At 60.0% G+C, this 20,403-nt stretch carries 22 protein-coding genes; all 22 read left to right on the top strand.

Features of this window, described 5'->3' with window-relative positions:
- Positions 1-120: 120 nt before the first annotated feature.
- The 22 genes from QTL96_RS18455 (at position 121) to QTL96_RS18560 (ending at position 20,314) form a co-directional block, all read left to right on the top strand.
- The gene (locus tag QTL96_RS18455) at positions 121-1,011 is read left to right on the top strand and encodes a flagellin (RefSeq protein ID WP_289728672.1); all 891 of its coding nucleotides are present in this window, start codon (positions 121-123) and stop codon (positions 1,009-1,011) included.
- A gap of 258 nt (positions 1,012-1,269) precedes the next feature.
- A complete protein-coding gene (locus tag QTL96_RS18460; RefSeq protein ID WP_112942767.1) occupies positions 1,270-2,178 on the top strand; it encodes a flagellin in 909 nt (302 codons plus the stop codon).
- A gap of 286 nt (positions 2,179-2,464) precedes the next feature.
- Positions 2,465-3,430: a flagellin gene (locus QTL96_RS18465; protein WP_289728673.1), complete on the top strand. Its 966-nt coding sequence runs from the start codon at positions 2,465-2,467 to the stop codon at positions 3,428-3,430.
- Between the two features lie 166 nt (positions 3,431-3,596).
- The gene (locus QTL96_RS18470; protein ID WP_289728674.1) at positions 3,597-4,229 is read left to right on the top strand and encodes a hypothetical protein; all 633 of its coding nucleotides are present in this window, start codon (positions 3,597-3,599) and stop codon (positions 4,227-4,229) included.
- Positions 4,226-5,485 (top strand): MotB family protein, encoded by a 1,260-nt coding sequence (locus QTL96_RS18475; RefSeq protein WP_289728675.1) that lies wholly within the window; start codon positions 4,226-4,228, stop codon positions 5,483-5,485. The genes QTL96_RS18470 and QTL96_RS18475 overlap by 4 nt, the downstream gene beginning before the upstream one ends.
- A gap of 3 nt (positions 5,486-5,488) precedes the next feature.
- Positions 5,489-6,952, top strand: a complete 1,464-nt coding sequence (gene motC, locus QTL96_RS18480) for a chemotaxis protein MotC (RefSeq protein WP_289728676.1) — start codon at positions 5,489-5,491, stop codon at positions 6,950-6,952.
- A gap of 1 nt (position 6,953) precedes the next feature.
- Complete coding sequence (locus QTL96_RS18485; protein WP_289728677.1) at positions 6,954-8,375, top strand: flagellar hook-length control protein FliK; 1,422 nt, start codon at positions 6,954-6,956, stop codon at positions 8,373-8,375.
- Positions 8,296-8,880 (top strand): lytic transglycosylase domain-containing protein, encoded by a 585-nt coding sequence (locus QTL96_RS18490; protein ID WP_289728678.1) that lies wholly within the window; start codon positions 8,296-8,298, stop codon positions 8,878-8,880. Before QTL96_RS18485 ends, QTL96_RS18490 begins: the two co-directional genes overlap by 80 nt.
- 282 nt (positions 8,881-9,162) lie before the next feature.
- Positions 9,163-9,834: a winged helix-turn-helix domain-containing protein gene (locus QTL96_RS18495; RefSeq protein ID WP_018898445.1), complete on the top strand. Its 672-nt coding sequence runs from the start codon at positions 9,163-9,165 to the stop codon at positions 9,832-9,834.
- 128 nt (positions 9,835-9,962) lie between these two features.
- Complete coding sequence (locus QTL96_RS18500) at positions 9,963-11,249, top strand: flagellar hook protein FlgE (protein WP_113009932.1); 1,287 nt, start codon at positions 9,963-9,965, stop codon at positions 11,247-11,249.
- A 19-nt stretch (positions 11,250-11,268) separates the two neighbouring features.
- Positions 11,269-12,729 (top strand): flagellar hook-associated protein FlgK, encoded by a 1,461-nt coding sequence (gene flgK, locus QTL96_RS18505; RefSeq protein WP_113009933.1) that lies wholly within the window; start codon positions 11,269-11,271, stop codon positions 12,727-12,729.
- Between the two features lie 4 nt (positions 12,730-12,733).
- Positions 12,734-13,855: a flagellar hook-associated family protein gene (locus QTL96_RS18510; RefSeq protein WP_113009934.1), complete on the top strand. Its 1,122-nt coding sequence runs from the start codon at positions 12,734-12,736 to the stop codon at positions 13,853-13,855.
- Positions 13,856-13,896: 41 nt separating this feature from the next.
- Positions 13,897-14,244, top strand: coding sequence for a flagellar biosynthesis regulator FlaF (gene flaF / locus QTL96_RS18515; protein WP_112429030.1), 348 nt, complete (start codon positions 13,897-13,899; stop codon positions 14,242-14,244).
- Entirely contained in the window at positions 14,241-14,690 is a 450-nt protein-coding gene (gene flbT / locus QTL96_RS18520) for a flagellar biosynthesis repressor FlbT (RefSeq protein WP_018898450.1), read from the top strand. Before flaF ends, flbT begins: the two co-directional genes overlap by 4 nt.
- A complete protein-coding gene (gene flgD, locus QTL96_RS18525; protein ID WP_112942758.1) occupies positions 14,681-15,121 on the top strand; it encodes a flagellar hook assembly protein FlgD in 441 nt (146 codons plus the stop codon). Before flbT ends, flgD begins: the two co-directional genes overlap by 10 nt.
- 69 nt (positions 15,122-15,190) lie before the next feature.
- A complete protein-coding gene (gene fliQ / locus QTL96_RS18530) occupies positions 15,191-15,457 on the top strand; it encodes a flagellar biosynthesis protein FliQ (protein WP_018898452.1) in 267 nt (88 codons plus the stop codon).
- A gap of 87 nt (positions 15,458-15,544) precedes the next feature.
- Entirely contained in the window at positions 15,545-17,632 is a 2,088-nt protein-coding gene (gene flhA / locus QTL96_RS18535) for a flagellar biosynthesis protein FlhA (protein WP_047507451.1), read from the top strand.
- A complete protein-coding gene (gene fliR, locus QTL96_RS18540; RefSeq protein ID WP_289728679.1) occupies positions 17,629-18,381 on the top strand; it encodes a flagellar biosynthetic protein FliR in 753 nt (250 codons plus the stop codon). Before flhA ends, fliR begins: the two co-directional genes overlap by 4 nt.
- Positions 18,382-18,385: 4 nt before the next feature.
- Positions 18,386-18,799, top strand: a complete 414-nt coding sequence (locus QTL96_RS18545) for a hypothetical protein (protein WP_289728680.1) — start codon at positions 18,386-18,388, stop codon at positions 18,797-18,799.
- 32 nt (positions 18,800-18,831) lie between these two features.
- Positions 18,832-19,398, top strand: coding sequence for a rod-binding protein (locus QTL96_RS18550; protein ID WP_112942756.1), 567 nt, complete (start codon positions 18,832-18,834; stop codon positions 19,396-19,398).
- A gap of 17 nt (positions 19,399-19,415) precedes the next feature.
- A complete protein-coding gene (locus QTL96_RS18555; RefSeq protein WP_018898457.1) occupies positions 19,416-19,781 on the top strand; it encodes a hypothetical protein in 366 nt (121 codons plus the stop codon).
- Positions 19,781-20,314 (top strand): hypothetical protein, encoded by a 534-nt coding sequence (locus QTL96_RS18560; protein ID WP_289728681.1) that lies wholly within the window; start codon positions 19,781-19,783, stop codon positions 20,312-20,314. Before QTL96_RS18555 ends, QTL96_RS18560 begins: the two co-directional genes overlap by 1 nt.
- Positions 20,315-20,403: the final 89 nt, after the last annotated feature.

Below are 20,403 nucleotides of genomic sequence, written 5' to 3' on the forward strand. Positions count from 1 at the left end.
CATCGAAACGGTGAGTTGATCAGCAAATGCACGGTCAACAGGCATGACGCTGACCGCCGTTTCCGGTAATAGTCCGGAATGTCCCTTCGTACGAAAAATTGCCGATAAGGGGCTTTTTAAATGACCAGCATTCTCACGAACAATTCCGCAATGGCAGCTCTTCAGACGCTGCGCAGCGTGAACAACAACCTCTCGGACACCCAGAGCGCTGTGTCGTCTGGTCTCCGCGTCGGCAAGGCAGCTGACAATGCTGCTTACTGGTCGATCGCAACGACCATGAAGTCCGACAACGGCGCTCTCTCGGCCGTTTCCGACGCATTGGGCATGGGCGCCGCCAAGGTCGATACCGCCTACACCGCCGTCCAGAGCTCGATCGACGTCGTATCCGAAATCAAGGCCAAGCTCGTTGCTGCGACCGAAGACGGCGTCGACAAGGGCAAGATCAACGACGAAATCAAGCAGCTTCAGCAGCAGCTGAAAAGCATCTCCGCTTCGGCTTCGTTCAACGGTGAAAACTGGGTCTCCAGCGCAGTTGGCCAGACCATGTCGGTCGTCTCCTCCTTCATCCGTACTGCAGGCGGCGTCAGCGTCAGCACCTCGGGCTATTCCGCTCTTGCCGACGACCTGCTCTTCAGCGACGACCAGACCGGTATCCTGGATCGCCCAGGCTCCGGCACGCTCATCACCGACTCGATCTCCGAGTTCTCGATCACCTCGACCGACACCAAGGGTGCGATCGATGAACTGATCACCGACGCGGAAAGCGCTCTGAAGAGCATGACCTCGCTCGGCTCCAAGCTCGGCTCGCTGCAGAAGGGTATCGACCTGCAGACGGACTTCGTTTCCAAGCTCAGCGACTCGATCGACTCCGGCGTTGGCCGTCTGGTCGATGCGGACATGGAAGAAGAGTCCAGCAAGCTTTCGGCACTCCAGACCCAGCAGCAGCTCGCTGTTCAGTCGCTGTCGATCGCCAACTCCTCTTCGCAGAACATCCTCTCGCTGTTCCGCTAAAATCTCCGGCGCCTCCGGGCGCCCGCGTAAGGACACACCTCCGCTTCGGCGGATGGTTTCGAAGGCCGCGCTCCCCGGAGCGCGGCTTTTTTGTTGTCGTTAACTTTTTGTTAACCAAACTCATGTCTTGTGGCCATCATTAAACGGTATGTTAACCAAGCTTAAGAAGCGGTTAGCAGGCATGAGGCTGATGAACCGTTCCCGGCGGTAGACCGGGATGTCCCTTTTAAAAGTTTGCCAACAAGGGGCGCTCTTTTCATGACAAGCATTTTGACCAACGTTGCGGCGATGTCCGCGCTTCAGACACTCCGCGGCATCAACACCAATCTCGAGACGACACAGGGCAACGTGTCTTCGGGATATCGTGTTGCCGAAGCCAAGGACAATGCGGCCTACTGGTCGATCGCGACGACGATGCGCTCGGACAACAAGGCTCTCTCGGCTGTCTCCGACGCACTCGGTCTCGGTGCTGCCAAGGTCGACACAGCCTATGCCGCGATGGACAACGCCATCAACATCGTCAGCGAAATCAAGGCCAAGGTCGTCGCCGCCACCGAAAACGGTGTCGACAAGACCAAGATCCAGGATGAGATCGGGCAGCTCCAGCAGCAGCTCCTCAGCGTTGCGCAGTCGGCATCGTTCTCGGGCGAGAACTGGGTCGCCGGCAACGGCACGAAGAGCGTCGTCTCCTCCTTCGTCCGCGGCGCCAACGGCGAGGTCTCTGTCCAGACGACCGACTACACCCTTGACGACAATCCTGATGGCAACGTGCTCTTCGGCATGCAGCCAACCGGCGAGATCGACACCTCGACCGGCGTCATCGGCTCGGAATACGGCACCTACGGCTCCATCTACAACATGGATATCTCGCAGCTCAGCGTGGCCGACCTCAACACCACGCTCGGCAATGTGGAAACCGGCCTCAGCGCGCTCACCAAGGCCGCGTCGCAGCTGGGCTCGATTTCGACCCGCATCGACCTCCAGGACAGCTTCGTTTCCAATCTCAGCGATTCGATCGATTCAGGCGTCGGCCGTCTCGTCGATGCCGACATGGAAGAGGAATCGAGCAAGCTGACCGCGCTCCAGACCCAGCAGCAGCTGGCAATCCAGTCGCTCTCCATCGCCAACTCGAGCGCTCAGAACGTCCTCACCCTGTTCCAGAACTAAGCTGGTTCATCGGCGTCGCCAACGCCACAAAGACAATCATCAGAACATTGAAAGCCGTCTCGAAAGACGCGGCTTTCTCTTTGTTTTTGAAAAGAGAATCAAGGTTGCGCGAGGCTTGCGAGAGCGTTTGTCGGCTACTTGCGCTGGCTGTATGCCTTGGTTAACTTCTCTTCAGAATTGATTTGTTTAGCGACGAGCCGATCGGGAAATCCGGTTGGCGGCATGACGCCACACCTGTCGCTGCCGGCGGTCCGGTCTATCCTCTCCTCTACCATAGAGCTCCCAAATGACCTATCGAATCACCAGCTCCGCACAGGTAAACGCTCTCGCCGCATTGCGGATCATCAATAAGGAAGCAGCGACGACCCAGCAGCAGGTATCATCGGGCATGCGCGTGGAAACGGCTGCGGATGATGCGACTTATTGGTCCTTTGCGAGCGTTCTGCGCTCCGACGGCAGCTCCATGACCAAAATCCACGATGCGCTCGGTGTCGGTGCCTCGAAGGTCGACACCGCCTATACGGCGATGGACAGCCTGATCGATCAGCTGACCAGCATCCGCGCAACGCTCGTCAGCGCCAAGGAAGACGGCGTCGACAAGGAAAAGCTCAACACCACGATCGAGCAGCTCAAGCAGCAGATGCAGACGACGGTTCAGTCGACGAGCATTGCCGGCGAAAACTGGCTGTTCAACCAGGATCCTACGCTGACCACCTCGCGCTCGGTCATCGGTGGCTTCACCCGGGCGCCCTCCGGTGAATATCAGCCGCAGAACATCACATTCCCCGCTGACCAGACCGTCATGATCGACACCAGCAACGCCAATCGCGGCCTGCTCACCAAGTCCGTGGACGCCAGCACCTTGAACAACACCGGCTCGACGGCGCCGCGCAACTACTATCTGCTCAATGCAGGATCGGTGACCGGCGCCGACGGCGACGAGATCAAGCTCGACAACAACACCACGACCGAGCAGGTCGATGACATGATGTCTGTTGTCGATAATCTTCTCTCGACGCTCACCACGACCGCCGCTGGCCTCGGCACCATGAGCGCCCGCATCAACGACCGCATCGACTACACCGCCAACATGGCCGACATCATCGACAAGAATGTCGGTGCGCTTGTCGATACCGATATGGACGAGGCGTCGGTGCGTCAGACGGCGCTGCAGACGCAGCAGAAGATGGGCGTGCAGGCGGTTTCCATCCTCAACACTGTTGCCAGCAAGGTTCTTGTTCTGCTGCAATAATCGCGGATCACGGTTGCGCGCCGCGCGACGGCGCCCTTCATCTTCGCACAAGTTTGGCCTCCTAGGGTCAGGGACAACAGGCGTGGTGAAAACCGCGCGAAAGATTTGTTTGGTGCAATGTGAGGCGCGGCATGTCGCAGGCTTCTGCTGATACGAGGTGGGTTGAGTGAGCGCGCTACTGTCCCGTCTGAAAGACTTCGGCGAACCCGCCGTCGCCGCCCCACCAGTGGTCGATACGCCGTTTTCTGAAGATTTCGGCGGTTTCGACGACATCGTCTCCGAGCCAGTCATCGACATTGAGGCGGAACGCCGTGACGCCAACGCGATTGGCGAGGCCAAGGCGACCGCGGAACTCACCGAGAAATTCGAGGCCGAGGCACAGACGGTTGCGCTTGTTCATCAGCGCGAGATTGAAGAGCTTCGCAACAAGTACGAGACAGAGATTGCCGAGCTCGTCGCTGCGAAGGTCAAGGCGATCTCCACCGAGCTTGCTGATCTTGTGAGTGCCACGGTCGCCCGCACGCTGGCTCCCGTCTTGACCGAGGCTCTGGCTGAAAAGGCCGCCGTCGAACTGGCGGCGCAGCTTCGCGATGCCGTTCTGGACGGAGAGACCGGCACGATCACGGTCAAAGGCCCGGAAAGGCTTTTCAATATCCTGAAGAACGAACTCGGCGAGAAGGCAGACCTGCTGCGCCACCACGAGAACGACGATATCGACCTGATCGCCGAGTTTGATGACTCGGTACTCGTAACCCGCATGTCTGCCTGGGCGGCGAGCGTCAAGAAAGTCCTGGAATGAGCGACAGCGAAAATCACCATCACGGCAAGAACGAGGTCATCATCATCAAGCGACATGGTGGTGGCGATCACGATGGCGCCCATGGTGGCGCCTGGAAAATCGCCTATGCCGACTTCATGACCGCGCTGATGGCGTTCTTCCTCGTCATGTGGCTGGTCAATGCCGCCAACGAGGAAACCAAGGCCTCCGTCGCCACCTATTTCAACCCGATCAAGCTTTCTGACGAAAAGCCGACCGAGAAGGGCTTGAAGAAGCCGGTCGATCAGGCCGACGGGCAGGAGAAGGCCGACAAGTCGAAGGAAAAAGAGGATCAGCCGAACCAGGGCGCGGCAGCGGCCAGCGGTGAGGACCAGACCTCGACCTCGGGCGACCAGAAGAACTATTCCGAAGCGGACTTCTTCGAGAACCCCTATTCGGTTCTCGCCGAAATCGCCCAGGAGGTCGGACAGCAGGCAAACGTCAGCGCCAAGGGCGAGGGCGGTGCGGCCGATTCCGGCCCCGCAACCGGCGCCGACGGTGGTGAAGCCTACCGCGACCCGTTCGATCCGGATTTCTGGACCAAGCAGATCGAGGTGACGCGCGCCGACAAGACGCAGCCCGACGATCCGGCAAAGGAGGCGATCGAGCTCGCCAAGGCCGAAGATGCAAAGGCTGAGCAGGCTGAGGCCAAGCCGGCTGACGCTGAGAACCCCGAAGCGGCGGAAAAGACCAGCGACAAGACGAAGGACAAGACCGCCGACAAGGATGGCATAGCGCCTGAAACGCAGACCGCTGAGCAAAAGGCCGTCGAGCAGCAGCAGGAAGCCAAGGATCTTCAGCAGCAGATCGCCCAGCAGATCGGCGGCATCGCCGGCAAGCTCGCCGAGGGTCTGACTGTGACGCCGGCCGAAGGCGGCCTCTTGGTCAGCATCTCCGATCAGAGCGACGATTCCATGTTCAACGTCGGCTCCGCCGTTCCGCGCAAGGAGATGGTCCTTGCCATGCAGAAGATCGGCGAAGTGCTGAAGGAGAAGAATGGTGTCGTGGCCATTCGCGGCCATACTGACGGTCGCCAGTACAAGGGCGAGAACGAGAACTGGCGCCTTTCGATGGATCGCGCCCAGGCGGCCTATTACATGATGGTGCGTGGCGGGCTCGACGAGAAGCGCGTCTCGCAGGTCTCGGGCTTTGCCGACCGCAAGCTCAAGGACACTTCAGATCCGTATGACGCCTCCAACCGCCGTATCGAAATTCTACTCCAGGCCGATCAGGGATAATCGATGAAGCGCCGGCAGCACAGGCATCTCCTGCCCCTCGCTTTCAGCCTTGCGCTGACGGCGACCGGCGTCGTGCGCGCGGAAGACGCCGCGCCGCCCGCCGCCCACGCGGAAGCGCCGGCCGCTGAACATGCAGAGACGCCGGCCGAGCCATCGGCAGGGCATGCGGAGACGCCGGCACCCACGGAAGCGCAGGCATCGTCTGCCGGACACGGCGACGCGGCGGCACCTGCCGAGGCATTACCCATCGTCCCGACGACGGACGACAGCGGCGACACCGTGCCATACAAGATGCTGCGCTCGCTGCAGTTCGTGCAGGACTCTGTCGTGCTTGGCGACCATTCCGCCAGTGAGATGCAGCGCTTCATGCTAGGCACCATCGACAAGCGCCTGCGCGCCGTCGACCCGACCGTTTTCGATGACGACCGCAACGTCGATGCCGCTTTGATCTACGCCATGAGCGGCGGCAATCCGCAGACACTCGAATATTTGGTGGCGCGCGACGTCAACGGCTATTTCGATAACCGCGTGACCGATATCCTGCGCAAGTATCTGAGCGGCAAGGGCCTCCTCGTCGGCAAGACGCTGGTGGATATGGCGCAGGAATACAAGGACAAGAAGATCGGTCCCTACCTGGCGCTGGTCGGCGGTAACGTCACGATCGCCAAGAGCCCGGAAGAGGCGCTCAAGCTCTACGATCTCGCGCGTCTCAATGCGCCGGGCACGATCATCGAGGAAGCGGCCTTGCGCCGCTCGGTGGCGATCTGCGTCGATAAGGGAATGGTCGATCAGGGGCTGCAATATTCGCAGCGTTATGTCCGCCGCTTCCTGCACTCGCCCTATGCCAGCCAGTTCGCTGATCTCTTCGTGAAACTGCTTGTCGATCACGATCATGACGTGAAGCCGGATGACGTCATCGGCATCCTCTCCTTCATGGATGATGCGCGCCAGCGGGAAATCTACCTGCGCATCGCGCGCGCAGCCGCGATCGCGGGTAAGGGCGAACTCGCCCGCATGGCGGCCGGCCACGCCCAGGCCCTGTCGGGCGATAACAACAACGCCTTTGGCGCATTGGCCGATTTCTACGGCGGCATGGCCGCGATCCCGACCGACAAGATCGATACCGCCGCTCGCGATATCTCGACGATCGCCGACAAGGCGCTTTCGCCGCGCGACCAGATCTTGCGGGCTGCCGCACAGTCGGTCGCCGAGCAGGTGCTCCGGCAACCAGACGCTGCAAGCCTGACGCAAGGCTCTGCTAATACACCGGATGGTCAAGAAGCCAGTTCTGAACAGGCGGCCGGGGGAGGATCGGCCGGAGAGGGGGCGGTTCCCGACGCCGCACCGGCGGCCGAATCGCAGTCAGCTGATCTACAGAACGCCGACCCCGCATTCAGCTCATTTGTGACCTCGAGCCGCTCTCAGCTGGATGAGATCGACGGCCTTTTGAACAAAGAAAGCAATTGATATGATGGATATCAGCGTTCCGGCTGGAGCCGCAGATGCTGCCGCCGGCGCCAAGGCCAATCGGCCGGCCGGCAAGGGTTCGGATGCGGACGGCAGCGGCGGCTTCTCGGACGTCCTGAACAAGGCCAATGCCGGTTCCGATCGCAACCAGGGTGCCAAGGCCGATGGCCAGCAGCCGTCGGGCACTGCCGATGGCGGCAATGGCGCCGTGGGCTCTGCGCCGCACCGGCAGAACCCAAAGGCTGTGATCGATCTCGGCAATTCAGCCGCACTGGCGCAGGCGGAAGCCGATGCGACGGCGGCCAATGCCGGCAAGGATGTTCAGAAGACAGGTCGGGTCGATATCAAGTCGCTGCGCAAACAGATCGACGACACAAAGGCCGATGGTACGGCCGAAGACGTTGCCGACAAGATCGCCGCGCCGACATCCAAGGACGACAAGACAGGCAAACCTGTCAAGACCGAGGCCAAGCCCGGAGTGGCCGATGACAGTGCTGTCTCGGACGTCCTGAGCATGCTCGGAAACGCGCCGGTCGATAGCGCATCGGTCGCCGCTGCTGCATTGTTCGGACAGAAGGCTGCGGATACCGCGCCCACTGACGTCAAGGACAAGTCTTCCGGCAAGCAGAAGACCAAGGGTGACGCCGTCGCCGATGTCGCCAGCGCCTTGACCTCGGCCACCGACGCCGCGTCCGACGTGGACATGCCTGGCGCGACCTCGGCCGGCGATACGGTGGGCCAGACCTTCCGGCTGACGCGTGCAGACAGTCGTGGCACGTCCATGGACATGCATCTCGGCATCGAGAAGGACGCAGCCGACGTTGGCGGAAAGGCGAACGTCGAGACGGTCACGATCCTCGATTCCCGCCGCTATATCGGCCTCGCGCAGAACACCAATTCCGCGGCCGTGACGGCGGCGATCGCCGGCGACAAGGAATGGGCGCACGCCATGCAGGCTTCGTCGTCCCTGTCGAACGCCGCTGAGCTCAGCAGCACCGGCAAGGTCGTGAACACGCTCAAGATCCAGATGAACCCGATCGACCTCGGCCTCGTCACCGCGACGCTGAGGCTGCAGGGCGATACTCTGAACGTCGATTTGAAGGTCGAGACCGCAGCCGCCTATAGGCAGCTGAGGGAAGACCACACAAAGATGCTGGAGTCGCTACGCAGCCAGGGCTACGCCATCGACGGCGTGAGCGTCAGCATGGCGCCGGTCGCCAACACCGATACCAGCAGCCAGGCGAACGCACAGAGCGGCTCGCAGCAGGGCTCCGCCCAGGGGCAGGGCGGCGAGGCGCGCGAGCGTCAGAATCAAACAGGGCAGCGCAGTACCGGAGGCTTCAATGTTACAGGTGAGAGCGACGCTACGAGCGCTTCTTCTGGCTCCTCTGGCAGTAGCGGCACTGGCGACGTATACCTCTGACGCGCGGGCGTCCGATGGCGCCTGCGAGCAGGAGATCCAGTCGGCCGCGCTGAAGTACGGTATCCCCGAGGGCATCCTCTATTCCGTCGGATTGACCGAAACGGGCCGCAAGGGCTCGCTCTACCCCTATGCCTTGAACATAGAGGGCAAGCCCTTCTTCCCGCCTTCGGAGCGCGATGCGCTGAGGCAGGTAGATACGGCTCACAGGTCGGGCGCCAAGCTGATCGACGTCGGCTGCATGCAAATCAACCAGTTCTACCACGGGGAGAATTTTCGGTCATTGGAGAAGATGTTCGATCCCCGAACCAACGTGGAATACGCGGCGCGGTTTCTGAAGAACCTGCACGATCGCCACGAGACATGGACCATGGCGGTCGCCCGCTACCACGCCGGCCCCAATAATGACCCCGCGCAGAAGCAATATGTCTGCCGCGTCATCGCCAATCTGGTCGCCACGGGCTATGGGAAATGGACTCCCAATGCGAGCAATTTCTGCCGCGGCTAACTCGCCTAAAGATAGCGAAAAAAGAACAAACCGGAAATGTGTCATAATATGGCAAGAATTCGGGCCAATGTGGCAAGGCAAGTCACAATTTAGGACATGTTAACTTTTCCACGAAACTTTTGTGTGCATAATTTTGCCTACCCACTAAATGTAGAGCAAATCGGGGTGCAATTCTTAATCAACTATTAATTTCCGCCCATGAGTTCCTACAGCTTGTCCCAGAATCGTGCGATTCGTACCCATAGGTCATCGATGTGCCACAAGTGATTCGGAGGCGGACGAATGATCGTAGTGGTTGATGAGCGTGAGCTCGTGAAGGATGGCTACACTTCCCTTTTTGGTCGAGAAGGTATTCCTTCGACCGGTTTTGATCCAAACGAGTTTGGAGAGTGGGTGCAGACGGCTGCGGATTCAGATATCGCGGCTGTCGAGGCGTTTCTGATTGGCCAGGGCCAGCAGACGTTCGAGCTGCCGCGTGCAATTCGCGATCGTTCGATGGCACCCGTCATCGCGGTCAGCGATCAGCCGTCGCTCGAAAACACCCTTGCACTTTTTGATTGCGGCGTTGACGACGTCGTTCGCAAGCCGGTTCACCCGCGCGAAATTCTTGCACGTGCAGCGGCCATCCGCCGCCGCCTCAAGGCGATTTCCACGCACACGGACATCGGCGCCATTCGCGTCTTCTCCGATGGCCGCGATCCCGAGATCCACGGCGAAGTCTTCGCACTGCCGCGCCGCGAGCGCCGCATTCTCGAATACTTGATTGCCAACCGCGGTCGCCGCGTCACCAAGACCCAGATCTTCAATGCCATCTACGGGATTTTCGACGAGGAAGTCGAAGAAAACGTCGTTGAAAGCCACATTTCCAAGCTTCGCAAAAAGCTGCGCAAGAAGCTCGGCGTCGACCCGGTCGATTCCAAGCGCTTCCTCGGCTACTGCATTGATTGGGAATAGTTTTTTGGCGTCCTTGGTGGGCGCGGCGGTCTAGGCTTCGATCTTTCTCCGATCACCCAATTGCCAGACAGCTTCACGCAAGGCCCACCGGATACTCTCAAGCCTACTAAGGGAATCGAGGTTTTCAGATGAGCATTTTCGGCAGCATGAAGACGGCTGTGTCCGGCATGAACGCACAGGCGAACCGCCTCAGCACCGTGGCCGACAACATCGCCAACGTAAACACGTCGGGCTACAAGGCGGTATCGACCGCCTTCTCGTCGCTTGTCCTGCCTTCGAGCTCGGGCAACTACAACTCCGGCGGCGTGCAGACGTCGGTTCGCCAGTCGGTCTCCGCACAGGGCGACATCTCCTACACGACCTCGGGCTACGATCTCGCCATCTCCGGCGACGGCTTCTTCATCGTCCAGAGCCCTGACGGTGTTCCGGTTCTGACCCGTGCAGGCGACTTCACCAAGGACGACGAAGGCAACCTCGTCAACTCCGCCGGCTTCAAGCTGATGGGCTATTCCTACGATTCGGGTGCGCCTGCAGTCGTCGTCAACGGCTTCTCGGGTCTGGTCCCGGTTAACGTCGCCCAGTCAGGGCTGACGGCGATCGCCTCGACCGCCGGTACCTTCGCCGGCAACCTGGATTCCGGCGCCGAAGTTGCGACGGGCAACCTGCCAGCCGACAACGCTGTGCCGATGACGGCCGATACCAAGCAGATTTCGATGGTCGGCTACGACAAGCTCGGCAACACCGTGCAGTACGATTTCTACTTCACGAAGACGGACGTGACCACGCCGCCGCCTGCAACCGGCGCGGCAAGCACCTGGGACGTCACGGTCTACCGCCATGCGGACGCCGCAACCGGCAGCACGACATCCTTCCCCTATTCGACGGCAGCCGTCGGTGGCGGCACGATGGAATTCGACGCTGAAGGCAAGCTCGTTTCCGGTAACTCGCTTCTGATCGACGACCCGGTGACGACAGGCCAGATCCAGATGGATCTCTCAGGCTTCACGCAGCTCGCTTCCGACTTCTCCGGCAAGGGTACGCCGAACGGCCAGGCTGCGAGCCCCGTCGACAGCGTCTCGATCGGCAAGGATGGCACGGTTTCGGCGAAGTATGCCGACGGCACGTCCAAGCCGCTCTACCGCATTCCGCTGGCAACCGTTGCAAGCCCTGACAACATGACGCTGATGAGCGGCAACGTCTACAGCGCCAACGGCACCTCGGGCGTTACGGTTACCGGCTTCCCGCAGACCAATGGCTTCGGCTCCATCCAGTCGGGTGCGATCGAAAGCTCGAACGTCGACCTCGCCGGTGAACTGACCGAGATGATCGAATCGCAGCGCAGCTACACTGCCAACTCCAAGGTGTTCCAGACGGGGTCCGACATCATGGACGTCCTCGTCAACCTCAAGAGATAAGTAGGGTAACGGGTTAGCCATGTCGCTTACATCAGCACTGAATACCGCGCAGAGCATATTCAACAATACCGGCACGCAGAGCAGTGTCGTATCGAACAATATCTCGAACTCCAGCAACAGCGATTACGTCCGCCGTCAGGCGATGGTCACCACTTCGCTGAATGGTGCGCAGGTTGTGAAGATCAGCAGGGCGCAGGAAGACGCCTTGATGCGGCAGTGGCTGAAGGCAAGCGCCGGTGACAGCGCTCAGCAGACCTTGCTGGGCGGCCTCACCGACCTGAAATCGGTGCTCGGCGGTAACGACTACGAGACGTCGCCGGCCACCTATCTCTCGACCTTCCAGCAGAAGCTCCAGGCGTTCCGTACGTCTCCGAGCAGCGCGATCGCCGCGCAGAGTGCGGTCACGGCCGCGCAGGATGTCACCAATTCGTTGAACGACGCCACCAAGTCGGTCCAGCTTATCCGCCAGAACGCGGACAAGGAGATCGCGACACAGGTCGGTACGCTGAATACGCTCTTGGCGCAGTTCAAGACGGCGAACGACGCCGTCAAGGGCGCGACCGCCAGCGGTGGCAATCCAGCCGATGCGCTCGACGAACGCGACAAGCTGCTGAAGCAGATTTCCTCGATCGTCGGCGTCAAGACCGCCGATCGCGCTAATGGCGACATGGCGCTCTATACCAACGACGGCACTGTCGTGTTCGACACCATCCCCCGCGCGGTCACCTTCGTTTCGCAGGATACCTACACAACGGGAACGAAGGGCAACGGCGTCTATATCGACGGCGTGGCGCTCACCAGCGGGCAGGGGTCGACCACCACTGCTCAGGGCAGCCTTCAGTCCCTGCTGCAAATCCGCGACGACGTCGCTCCGACCTTCCAGTCGCAGCTCGACGAAATCGCCAAGTCGCTGGTGACGATGTTCTCGGAAACCGATGGCACGACGACCGAGCCGGGCCTCTTCGTCTGGAAGACGTCGACGGGCCTCGACGGCGATACGCCGACGACCCCTGATGTCATCAACGGCATCGCAGGTACGATTACGGTAAACACAGCGGTAATCACCAGCCAGGGTGGTGATCCGATGAAGCTGCGCGACGGCACCATCACCGGATTGACCAACCTGAACCCGGACAATGCCAGCGGCTTCTCAGACAATCTCGACACGCTGTACACCGCGCTGGGCTCGGCACAGAACTTCTCGTCGGATGCCGGCATCTCCTCGAATGTCAGCGTCATCAGCTACGCTCAGAACTCGGTCGGCTGGCTCGAACAGCTCAGAAGTGACGCCACGACGGCATCGGAAAATACAACCGCTGCCCTCTCGCGCTCAACCGAAGCGTACTCAAATGAGACAGGCGTCAACCTTGACGAGGAACTGACACTGCTGCTTGATATTGAGCAGTCTTACAAGGCGGCCACCAAGATATTGAACGCCGTCAACGAGATGTACCAGTCGCTGCTGGACATTGCGAGGTAAGCCCATGAAAAGTTCATTTATTTCGAGTTCGGCCATTCAAAACGCGATGCGACTGACCATTCGCCAGTCGCAGACCCAGCTCGTCAAGTCCTCGCTTGAGGCGACCACCGGCGTCTACGCCGATATCGGCGCCTCGCTTGGTTCCGGAGCTGCGAAGAGCGTCAATTTCAGCGCCGAGGTCACACGGATCAAGGCGCTGCAGGGCAGCAACTCGGTTGTATCAGGTCGCCTCGAAGCATCCCAGCTTGGCCTGACCAGCATGAAGACGGCGGGCGATGCGCTCGTCTCGAAGCTGACGGCGCTGCAGGGCAGCCAGGACAACACCAGCATCACCGTTGCCATGCAGTCGGCGGGAGACGCGTTGTCGTCGCTGATGGATACCGGCAACTCGATGCTCAACGGCGAATATCTCTTCTCCGGCATCAACACCGACATCCAGCCGCTGACCGATCAGACGGATGCCGCAACCGACGCGATCCAGAAGAATCTCGACGCCTGGGCAAGCAGCCTCGGCAAGACCAAGTCCGAGCTGACAGGCGACGAGATGGACACGTTCATCTCCAACTTCGTCGAGCCGATGTTCTCGCAGGATACGCTGAACGCGACCTCGACGCCGCTGCCGTTCCCGCCGGTTGGCGTCGGCACGCCCACGCCGCCGCTGGCCTACGTGACGCCGCCGGCATGGGCCGATTGGTCGAGCGCATCCAACCAGAACATGACGAGCCGGATCAGCAACTCCGAGACCGTCACGTCCTCGACCAATTCGAACTCCGAAGGCATGCGCTACTTCGCGCTCGCGTCGATCACCGTCTCGGCTCTGGCCGGCACCGGCCTCAGTGGCGACGCATTGGCGATGACGACCTCGAAGGCAATCGGCTACGCCGCGCAGGGCACGACCGGCATCGTCACCCAGGCGAGCCAGCTCGGTCTGTCGCAGGAGCGTGTCACGAAGGCCAACGATGCCCTCGATGCGCAGTCCAGCATCATTCAGAACAAGCTCGTCGATCTTCAGGGCGTCGATCAGTCGGAAGCGTCCACACTGGTCAACACCCTGCAGACGCAGCTCGAAACCGCATACACGATCGTTTCAAAAATTCAGCAGTTGAGCCTCGTGAACTACCTCTGATGATCAGCGGTAGAAGTACAAGTACAAAGAAGGATGCATGAATGTATCAGTTCTCTTACGCCGAGGTCATGCAAGACTCGGTAGCCGATGCAAAGGAGCGGGAACGTCAAGTTCTCGACCGGTCCATCGAGCTGCTCGCGATTGCACGCGACAAAGAGAAGTATGGCCGTGAGGCTATCGATGCATTGTTTTACACCCGACGCGTTTGGGTGAGCTTTATCGAAGACCTCAAGCATCCGGACAATCAGCTCGAAGTTCAGTTGCGCGCCAATCTGATCTCGATCGCTATTTGGATCTTGAAAGAAAGCGACCGGATCCGGAAACGGCAGTCGACCAACTTTCAAGGCATTATTGACGTTACCACCATCATCAGGGATGGACTTAAATGAAAAGCACGCTTCGTATCTCGCTAAAAGCCGGGGAAAAGATCTTCATCAACGGTGCGGTTTTGCGCGTCGATCGCAAGGTCGCGCTGGAATTCCTGAATGATGTAACGTTCCTTCTGGAAAACCACGTTCTCCAGCCGGAAGACGCGACAACGCCTCTGCGCCAACTCTACTTCATCGCGCAGATGATCCTGATCAACCCTGAGGGCAAGGATCAGTCGACGGCAATGTTCCGCAAGTCGGTGACGATGCTTCTGACCTGCTTCAAGAACGAGGAAGTTCTGGCCGAGCTGAAGCGCATCGACGGTCTGGTTTCGACCGGTCGCGCCTTCGACGCCCTGAAGGCCATCCGTGGTCTCTACGTTATCGAAGACAACATTCTGAACAACCAGGAAATGCACCCTGCAATGGTTGAGCAGATTCGCAAGGAGATCGCACCATGGCGGTAGGCGCAACCGGTTCCGCGACAACCACGCAGAACACCTCATCGACGACGTCGACCGCTCAGCAGAAGGCGACGCTCAATTACGACAACTTCCTGCAGCTCCTCATCGCCCAGATGAAGAACCAGGATCCGACGGAACCCGTCGATGCCAGCCAGCAGATGGCGCAGCTCGCCAGCTTCTCGCAGGTCGAGCAGACGATCCAGACCAACACCAAGCTGGACACGCTTCTGGCAAGCTCGAGCCTGACACAGGCCAGCAGCTATGTCGGCAAGTACATGACCAGCGCCGACGGCACCGTCGCCGGCACCGTCGATTCCGTAAAAGTGTATTCCGACGGAATTATCGCGACGACCACCGATGGGAAGAGTATTCTCGTCCAGGCGGGAATCACTGTCGCGGATCAGGCGCCCAAGTCGACCACGACCGGCAGCTGATCGAAAAGAAACTGAACGACGGTCCGGCCGGGTTGCGGACGGACCGAAAGGCGATATGAGGTTGCCTGGATGAATGAAGCTGACGCACTCGATCTGTTCCAGGCGGCGATCTGGACGGTTCTCGTTTCCGCCGGGCCGGCCGTGGCCGCGGCGATGATCGTCGGTCTCGTCATCGCGCTGTTCCAGGCGTTGACCCAGGTCCAGGAAGCAACGCTCACCTTCGTCCCGAAGATCGTCGCGGTTTTGGTGACGATTGGTATCTCCGCTCCCTTTGTCGGCTCGCAGATTTCGATCTTCACCAATCTCGTCTTCTCGCGCATCCAGTCCGGCTTCTGAGCCACCCTCGCGCAAGCTTCGCCATTTAACTATCGATCCGAATTCTGGGCATCATGCCCGTACATCTCATGACGAGACGGAATCGATATGGCGCAACCACCCGCACTCCCCCTTCCGAAAGCCGGCCCCAGCCTGCGTGACGTTGGCTTTGCCCTTGGCATTGTCGTCATCATCTGCGTGCTCTTCCTGCCGATCCCGCCGTTCCTCATCGATATGGGCCTGGCGTTCTCGATCGCGCTGTCCGTGCTGATCCTGATGGTCGCGTTGTGGATCCAGAAGCCGCTCGAGTTCTCGTCCTTCCCGACCATCCTGCTGATCGCCACGATGACGCGTCTATCGCTGAACATCGCGACGACCCGCGTTATTCTTTCGCACGGCAACGAAGGTCACGATGCGGCGGGCGGCGTTATCGCCGGCTTCGCGAGCCTAGTCATGTCGGGCGATTTCGTGATCGGTCTGATCGTCTTTCTGATCCTGATCACCATCAACTTCATCGTCATCACCAAGGGCGCCACCCGTATCGCGGAAGTCGGCGCCCGCTTCACCCTCGACGCCATCCCCGGCAAGCAGATGTCGATCGACGCCGACCTTTCGGCTGGCATCATCGACGAGCGCGAGGCGCAGCGCCGCCGTAAGGAACTCGAAGAGGAAAGCTCCTTCTTCGGTGCCATGGACGGTGCGTCCAAGTTCGTGCGCGGCGACGCCATCGCCGGCCTTCTGATCACCGCCATCAACGTCTTCGGCGGCATCATCATCGGCTACTTCCGCCACGGCATGCCGATCGGCGAAGCGGCTGACGTTTTCGTCAAGCTCTCCGTCGGCGACGGTCTGGTATCGCAGATGCCGGCCCTCATCATCTCGCTGGCCGCCGGCCTTCTCGTTTCGCGCGGCGGCACCGTCGGTTCGACCGACAAGGCCGTCGTCGATCAGCTGAGCGGCTATCCGCGCGCGCTGTCGGTTTCCGCCGTGCTGATGATCGTTCTCGGCCTCATGCCTGGCCTGCCGTTCATCCCGTTCATGTTCCTCGGTGGCGTTCTCGCCTTCGGCGCCTGGTTCATCCCGCGCCAGATCGATGCGGAAAACAAAATCCTGCGCGAGCAGGAAGAAAAGAAGGTCGTCGAGAACAAGGAACTGGAGAAGGATTCGGTCAAATCAGTGCTGCGCACCTCGGAAATCGAGCTGGCACTTGGCAAGATGGTCTCCTCGCGTCTGCTTGGCGCGCACCAGGAACTCGCATTCCGCGTCGGCAAGATGCGCAAGAAGTTCGCGACCCAGTACGGCTTCGTCGTTCCGGAGATCAAGGTCACCGACGATATCGCCATCACCGAGAAGTCCTACCAGATCCGCATCCACGGCACGACGGTCGCCTCGAACGAGTTGCGCGTCGGCGAAGTCCTCGTCGTCACCGGCTCCGGCCGCAAGCCGCGCGTGCCGGGCGACGAGATCCGCGAACCCGCTTTCGGCATGCCTGCTGTCTCCGTACTCGAGGCATTCACGGAAGATCTGAAGCGCGAGGGCTTCCAGCCGATCGACAATGTCTCGGTCGTCCTGACCCACATGAGCGAAGTCATCCGCAACAACCTGCCGGCACTTCTCTCCTACAAGGACCTCAAGGTTCTGATCGATCGCCTCGATCCCGAGTACAAGAAGCTTGCCGACGAGATCTGCTCCTCGCACATGTCCTATTCGGGTCTGCAGGCCGTGCTGAAGCTGCTGCTCGCCGAGCGCGTCTCGATCCGCAACCTGCATCTCATCCTCGAAGCCGTGGCCGAGCTTGCCCCGCATGTGCGCAAGACCGAACAGATCGTCGAACATGTTCGCGTTCGCATGGCGCAGCAGCTCTGCGGCGACCTTGCCGACAACGGTGTGCTTCGCGTATTGCGCCTCGGCAGCAAGTGGGACCTCGCCTTCCACCAGGCGCTGAAGCGCGACAACAAGGGCGAAGTCGTCGAATTCGACATCGATCCGCGCATGCTTGAGGAGTTCAGCGAGCAGGCGAGCAAAGTTATCCGTGAATTCATGGATCGCGGCCTGCCTTTCGCCCTTGTCACCTCGCCGGAAACACGGTCCTATGTGCGCATGATCATCGAACGCCTGTTCGCCACGCTCCCGGTTCTCTCGCATGTGGAACTGGCAAAGGGCATCGAGATAAAGATTCTAGGCTCTATTTCATGATAACTGACCCGCAAGGGACCGTGTTGGCGCTCTTTCTGATCTTCTGCAGGATCGGCGGCTGTGTGCTGACAATGCCGGGTTTTTCCTCGGCGCGTATCCCTTCGGTCTTGCGAGTCTTCATCGCCGGCGCGCTGTCGCTGGCGATCATGCCGGTGCTCTGGGACACGGTCTATCCGGCCGTCCGCACCTCGAACGCGACCTATATCGGCTTCATCTTCAGCGAATCGCTGATCGGCGTGATGTTCGGAATGCTGGCCCGCCTCTATACGCTGGGCCTCCAGTTCGCCGCCAACATCGCCGCGATGATGATCGGTTACACCCAGCCGAGCGCCGCCGATATTTTCGAAGAGGGCCAGGAAAGCGCCATCTCGGGCTTCATCATCTTCGCCGGCATGATGATTCTCTTCATGATGGACTTCCATCACATCGTCTTCAGGGCGCTTATCGATTCCTACACGTCGATGCCGTTCGGCGGCGCCATGCAGATGCGCGCGACGCTGATCTCGTTCACCGACACGCTGTCGACCACGACATTCATCATGCTGCGGCTGGCAAGCCCGTTCCTGATCTACGGCCTTCTGTTCAACGTCGCGATCGGCTTCATCAACAAGCTGGCGCCGCAGATCCCGGTTTACTTCATCTCCACGCCTTACCTGCTGTTCGGCGGCCTCTTCCTGTTCTATTTCGCCGTCGCGGCGATGATCAGCCAGTTCGGCCAGTCCTTTACCGCCGTCTTCATCGGGCAGTAGGCGGATGGCGGAAAGAACGCGCTCGGACAAGCTCAAACGCCTCGTCGCCGTCCAGCGGCATCTCGAACAGATGGCGGAATTCGATCTCGCCGAAACGACGCGCCAGCGCGCCGAGGTCAGCGAAGAGATGGACAGCGTCATCCATGCGCTGGGCTCGATGGACCCGGTGCATCACGCCTTCTCGCAGGGCTATGCGGATCGTTTCAACCGGCTCGGCATCAAGGACAAGCAGCTGAACGGCATGCAGGAAGTTCACCAGATGCGCGTTCAGCAGGAGCGCGCCAAGGGAGACCGTCTCGAAGACGGCATGCGCGAAGCGCTCGAAGACGAACGCCGCGAGGCCGATGACAACGCGGTCTATGATATCATCGATCAAAAATACGGTACACCAGCCTCCAGCAAGCTTCAAAAATCATAATCGCCTCGATCTGAAATCAAGAGGATTATGACGTGGCGATTTCACCCCCGAGTGATCTGGTGCTGGATGTTGTCAAGGCGGCCGACCCCATGGAGGTTCAGGCTGCTCAGGAGAAACTGAAAGCAAACCAGGCAGCATTCGCGGCCAATAGCCTTGCCGAAGCGGGCAAGGGCTTCACCTCGGCGGTGGACATTCTCGACCGCGCCTCCAACAAGGCGGGCCTCAGCGACGTCCAGAATCGCACCGGCAAGACGGAAGAAGTTCCCGAGACCTATCGCAAGTTCGAAGCGATGGTGCTGCAGAACTTCATCAAGAACATGCTGCCCAGCGAAAGCGAAGACGTCTACGGCAAGGGCGCCACAGGCGATATCTGGAAGGGCATGATGGCCGAACAGCTCGGCAACACCATTGCCAAGGGCGATGGCATCGGCGTTGCCAAGCAGCTCTATCACGATGCCTTGAAGAAGCAGGAAGGTAGGGTCGTCAACGCCTCTACCGACCAGGATGACCGCAATGCAGCGGTCAGCATGATCAATGAAATTCAGCGCCAGACGTTTGGCGTGACATCGACGGACAACAAGTCCGCAAACGACGCCTAAGGGAATCGAGGAGAACAATGGAAATAATCTCGAACGAATACCGTATCAAATCGGTTCTTGGACGCCTGGAAATGATTATCGACAACGAGAACACGCGCATCGGCAGCGATCCGCAGTTCGATCTCAAAGTGTCGAATGCCCACAAGAGCCGCTGCCTCTATGAGCTGTCGATGCTCTTCAGCGACACGGATCCCAAGGAACTCGCCGCCTCGCACCTCGAGCAGCTGCACGGCCTGAAGGAAAAGCTGGCGCTCAACGCCCGCCGCGTCGAGGCTCATCTTGAGGCCGTGCGTACCGTCGCCGATCTCCTGAAGAACGCGGTTCAGGATGCGGATGCCGACGGCACCTATTCCCAGGAACAGTTCCTGGCGCGTGAACACTGATGATTAAACTCGTTCTTACAGGCGTCTGGGTCTGCGTGATCACGCTGGCGGCGGTCTATATGTCGGTGCATCTGGCAACCGCGCCGGCGCCGGCTCCCGATCAGTCGAAGCAGAGCCTTGTCGAGCTTGTTAAGGGCGAGTCCATCACCATCCCTGTGGTCCACGATGGCGCCGTCAGCGGTTATTTCCTCGGGAAGATATCCTTCATGATCAAGAAGGACATGGTGAAGGGCGCGACCTTGCCGCTCACCGAGATGACCACCGACGAACTGTTCTCGCTGCTTGTCGGCAACAAGATGGTCGATATATCAAACATGAAGTCGTTCGATCCGAACGCCTTCCGCGATATGATCAAGAAAGACCTCAACACGCATCTGGGCGGCGAATATATCGACCAGGTGCTGCTGGAGCAGCTTGATTATCTCTCCAAGGAAGAGGTCGCCGCCAATGCGTCCGGCCAGCCGAAAAAGACCGGCAAGCCTGTCAACGTCGTGCCGCCAGAGCCCGTCAAGGACCCGGCCGCCGGCGGTTGACGCCCGCTTATCGTCGCGGTGGCCTCATCACCGCGACCAGCCATCCGTGATGGTTAACAAATCCCTGATGTCGCTACGCAAAGTCGACG

It is taken from the genome of Rhizobium sp. S163 (assembly GCF_030380805.1).
Taxonomy (GTDB): Bacteria; Pseudomonadota; Alphaproteobacteria; order Rhizobiales; family Rhizobiaceae; genus Rhizobium.

Coding starts and splice junctions, on each gene's coding strand:
- QTL96_RS18495 (WP_018898445.1), top strand. CDS start 9,163: ATGATCGTAGTGGTTGATGAGCGTGAGCTCGTGAAGGATGGCTACACT.
- QTL96_RS18485 (WP_289728677.1), top strand. CDS start 6,954: ATGATGGATATCAGCGTTCCGGCTGGAGCCGCAGATGCTGCCGCCGGC.
- QTL96_RS18510 (WP_113009934.1), top strand. CDS start 12,734: ATGAAAAGTTCATTTATTTCGAGTTCGGCCATTCAAAACGCGATGCGA.
- QTL96_RS18555 (WP_018898457.1), top strand. CDS start 19,416: ATGGAAATAATCTCGAACGAATACCGTATCAAATCGGTTCTTGGACGC.
- QTL96_RS18500 (WP_113009932.1), top strand. CDS start 9,963: ATGAGCATTTTCGGCAGCATGAAGACGGCTGTGTCCGGCATGAACGCA.
- fliQ (WP_018898452.1), top strand. CDS start 15,191: ATGAATGAAGCTGACGCACTCGATCTGTTCCAGGCGGCGATCTGGACG.
- QTL96_RS18460 (WP_112942767.1), top strand. CDS start 1,270: ATGACAAGCATTTTGACCAACGTTGCGGCGATGTCCGCGCTTCAGACA.
- motC (WP_289728676.1), top strand. CDS start 5,489: ATGAAGCGCCGGCAGCACAGGCATCTCCTGCCCCTCGCTTTCAGCCTT.
- QTL96_RS18560 (WP_289728681.1), top strand. CDS start 19,781: ATGATTAAACTCGTTCTTACAGGCGTCTGGGTCTGCGTGATCACGCTG.
- QTL96_RS18465 (WP_289728673.1), top strand. CDS start 2,465: ATGACCTATCGAATCACCAGCTCCGCACAGGTAAACGCTCTCGCCGCA.
- flgD (WP_112942758.1), top strand. CDS start 14,681: ATGGCGGTAGGCGCAACCGGTTCCGCGACAACCACGCAGAACACCTCA.
- QTL96_RS18545 (WP_289728680.1), top strand. CDS start 18,386: ATGGCGGAAAGAACGCGCTCGGACAAGCTCAAACGCCTCGTCGCCGTC.
- QTL96_RS18455 (WP_289728672.1), top strand. CDS start 121: ATGACCAGCATTCTCACGAACAATTCCGCAATGGCAGCTCTTCAGACG.
- flhA (WP_047507451.1), top strand. CDS start 15,545: ATGGCGCAACCACCCGCACTCCCCCTTCCGAAAGCCGGCCCCAGCCTG.
- flgK (WP_113009933.1), top strand. CDS start 11,269: ATGTCGCTTACATCAGCACTGAATACCGCGCAGAGCATATTCAACAAT.
- flaF (WP_112429030.1), top strand. CDS start 13,897: ATGTATCAGTTCTCTTACGCCGAGGTCATGCAAGACTCGGTAGCCGAT.
- fliR (WP_289728679.1), top strand. CDS start 17,629: ATGATAACTGACCCGCAAGGGACCGTGTTGGCGCTCTTTCTGATCTTC.
- flbT (WP_018898450.1), top strand. CDS start 14,241: ATGAAAAGCACGCTTCGTATCTCGCTAAAAGCCGGGGAAAAGATCTTC.
- QTL96_RS18490 (WP_289728678.1), top strand. CDS start 8,296: ATGTTACAGGTGAGAGCGACGCTACGAGCGCTTCTTCTGGCTCCTCTG.
- QTL96_RS18475 (WP_289728675.1), top strand. CDS start 4,226: ATGAGCGACAGCGAAAATCACCATCACGGCAAGAACGAGGTCATCATC.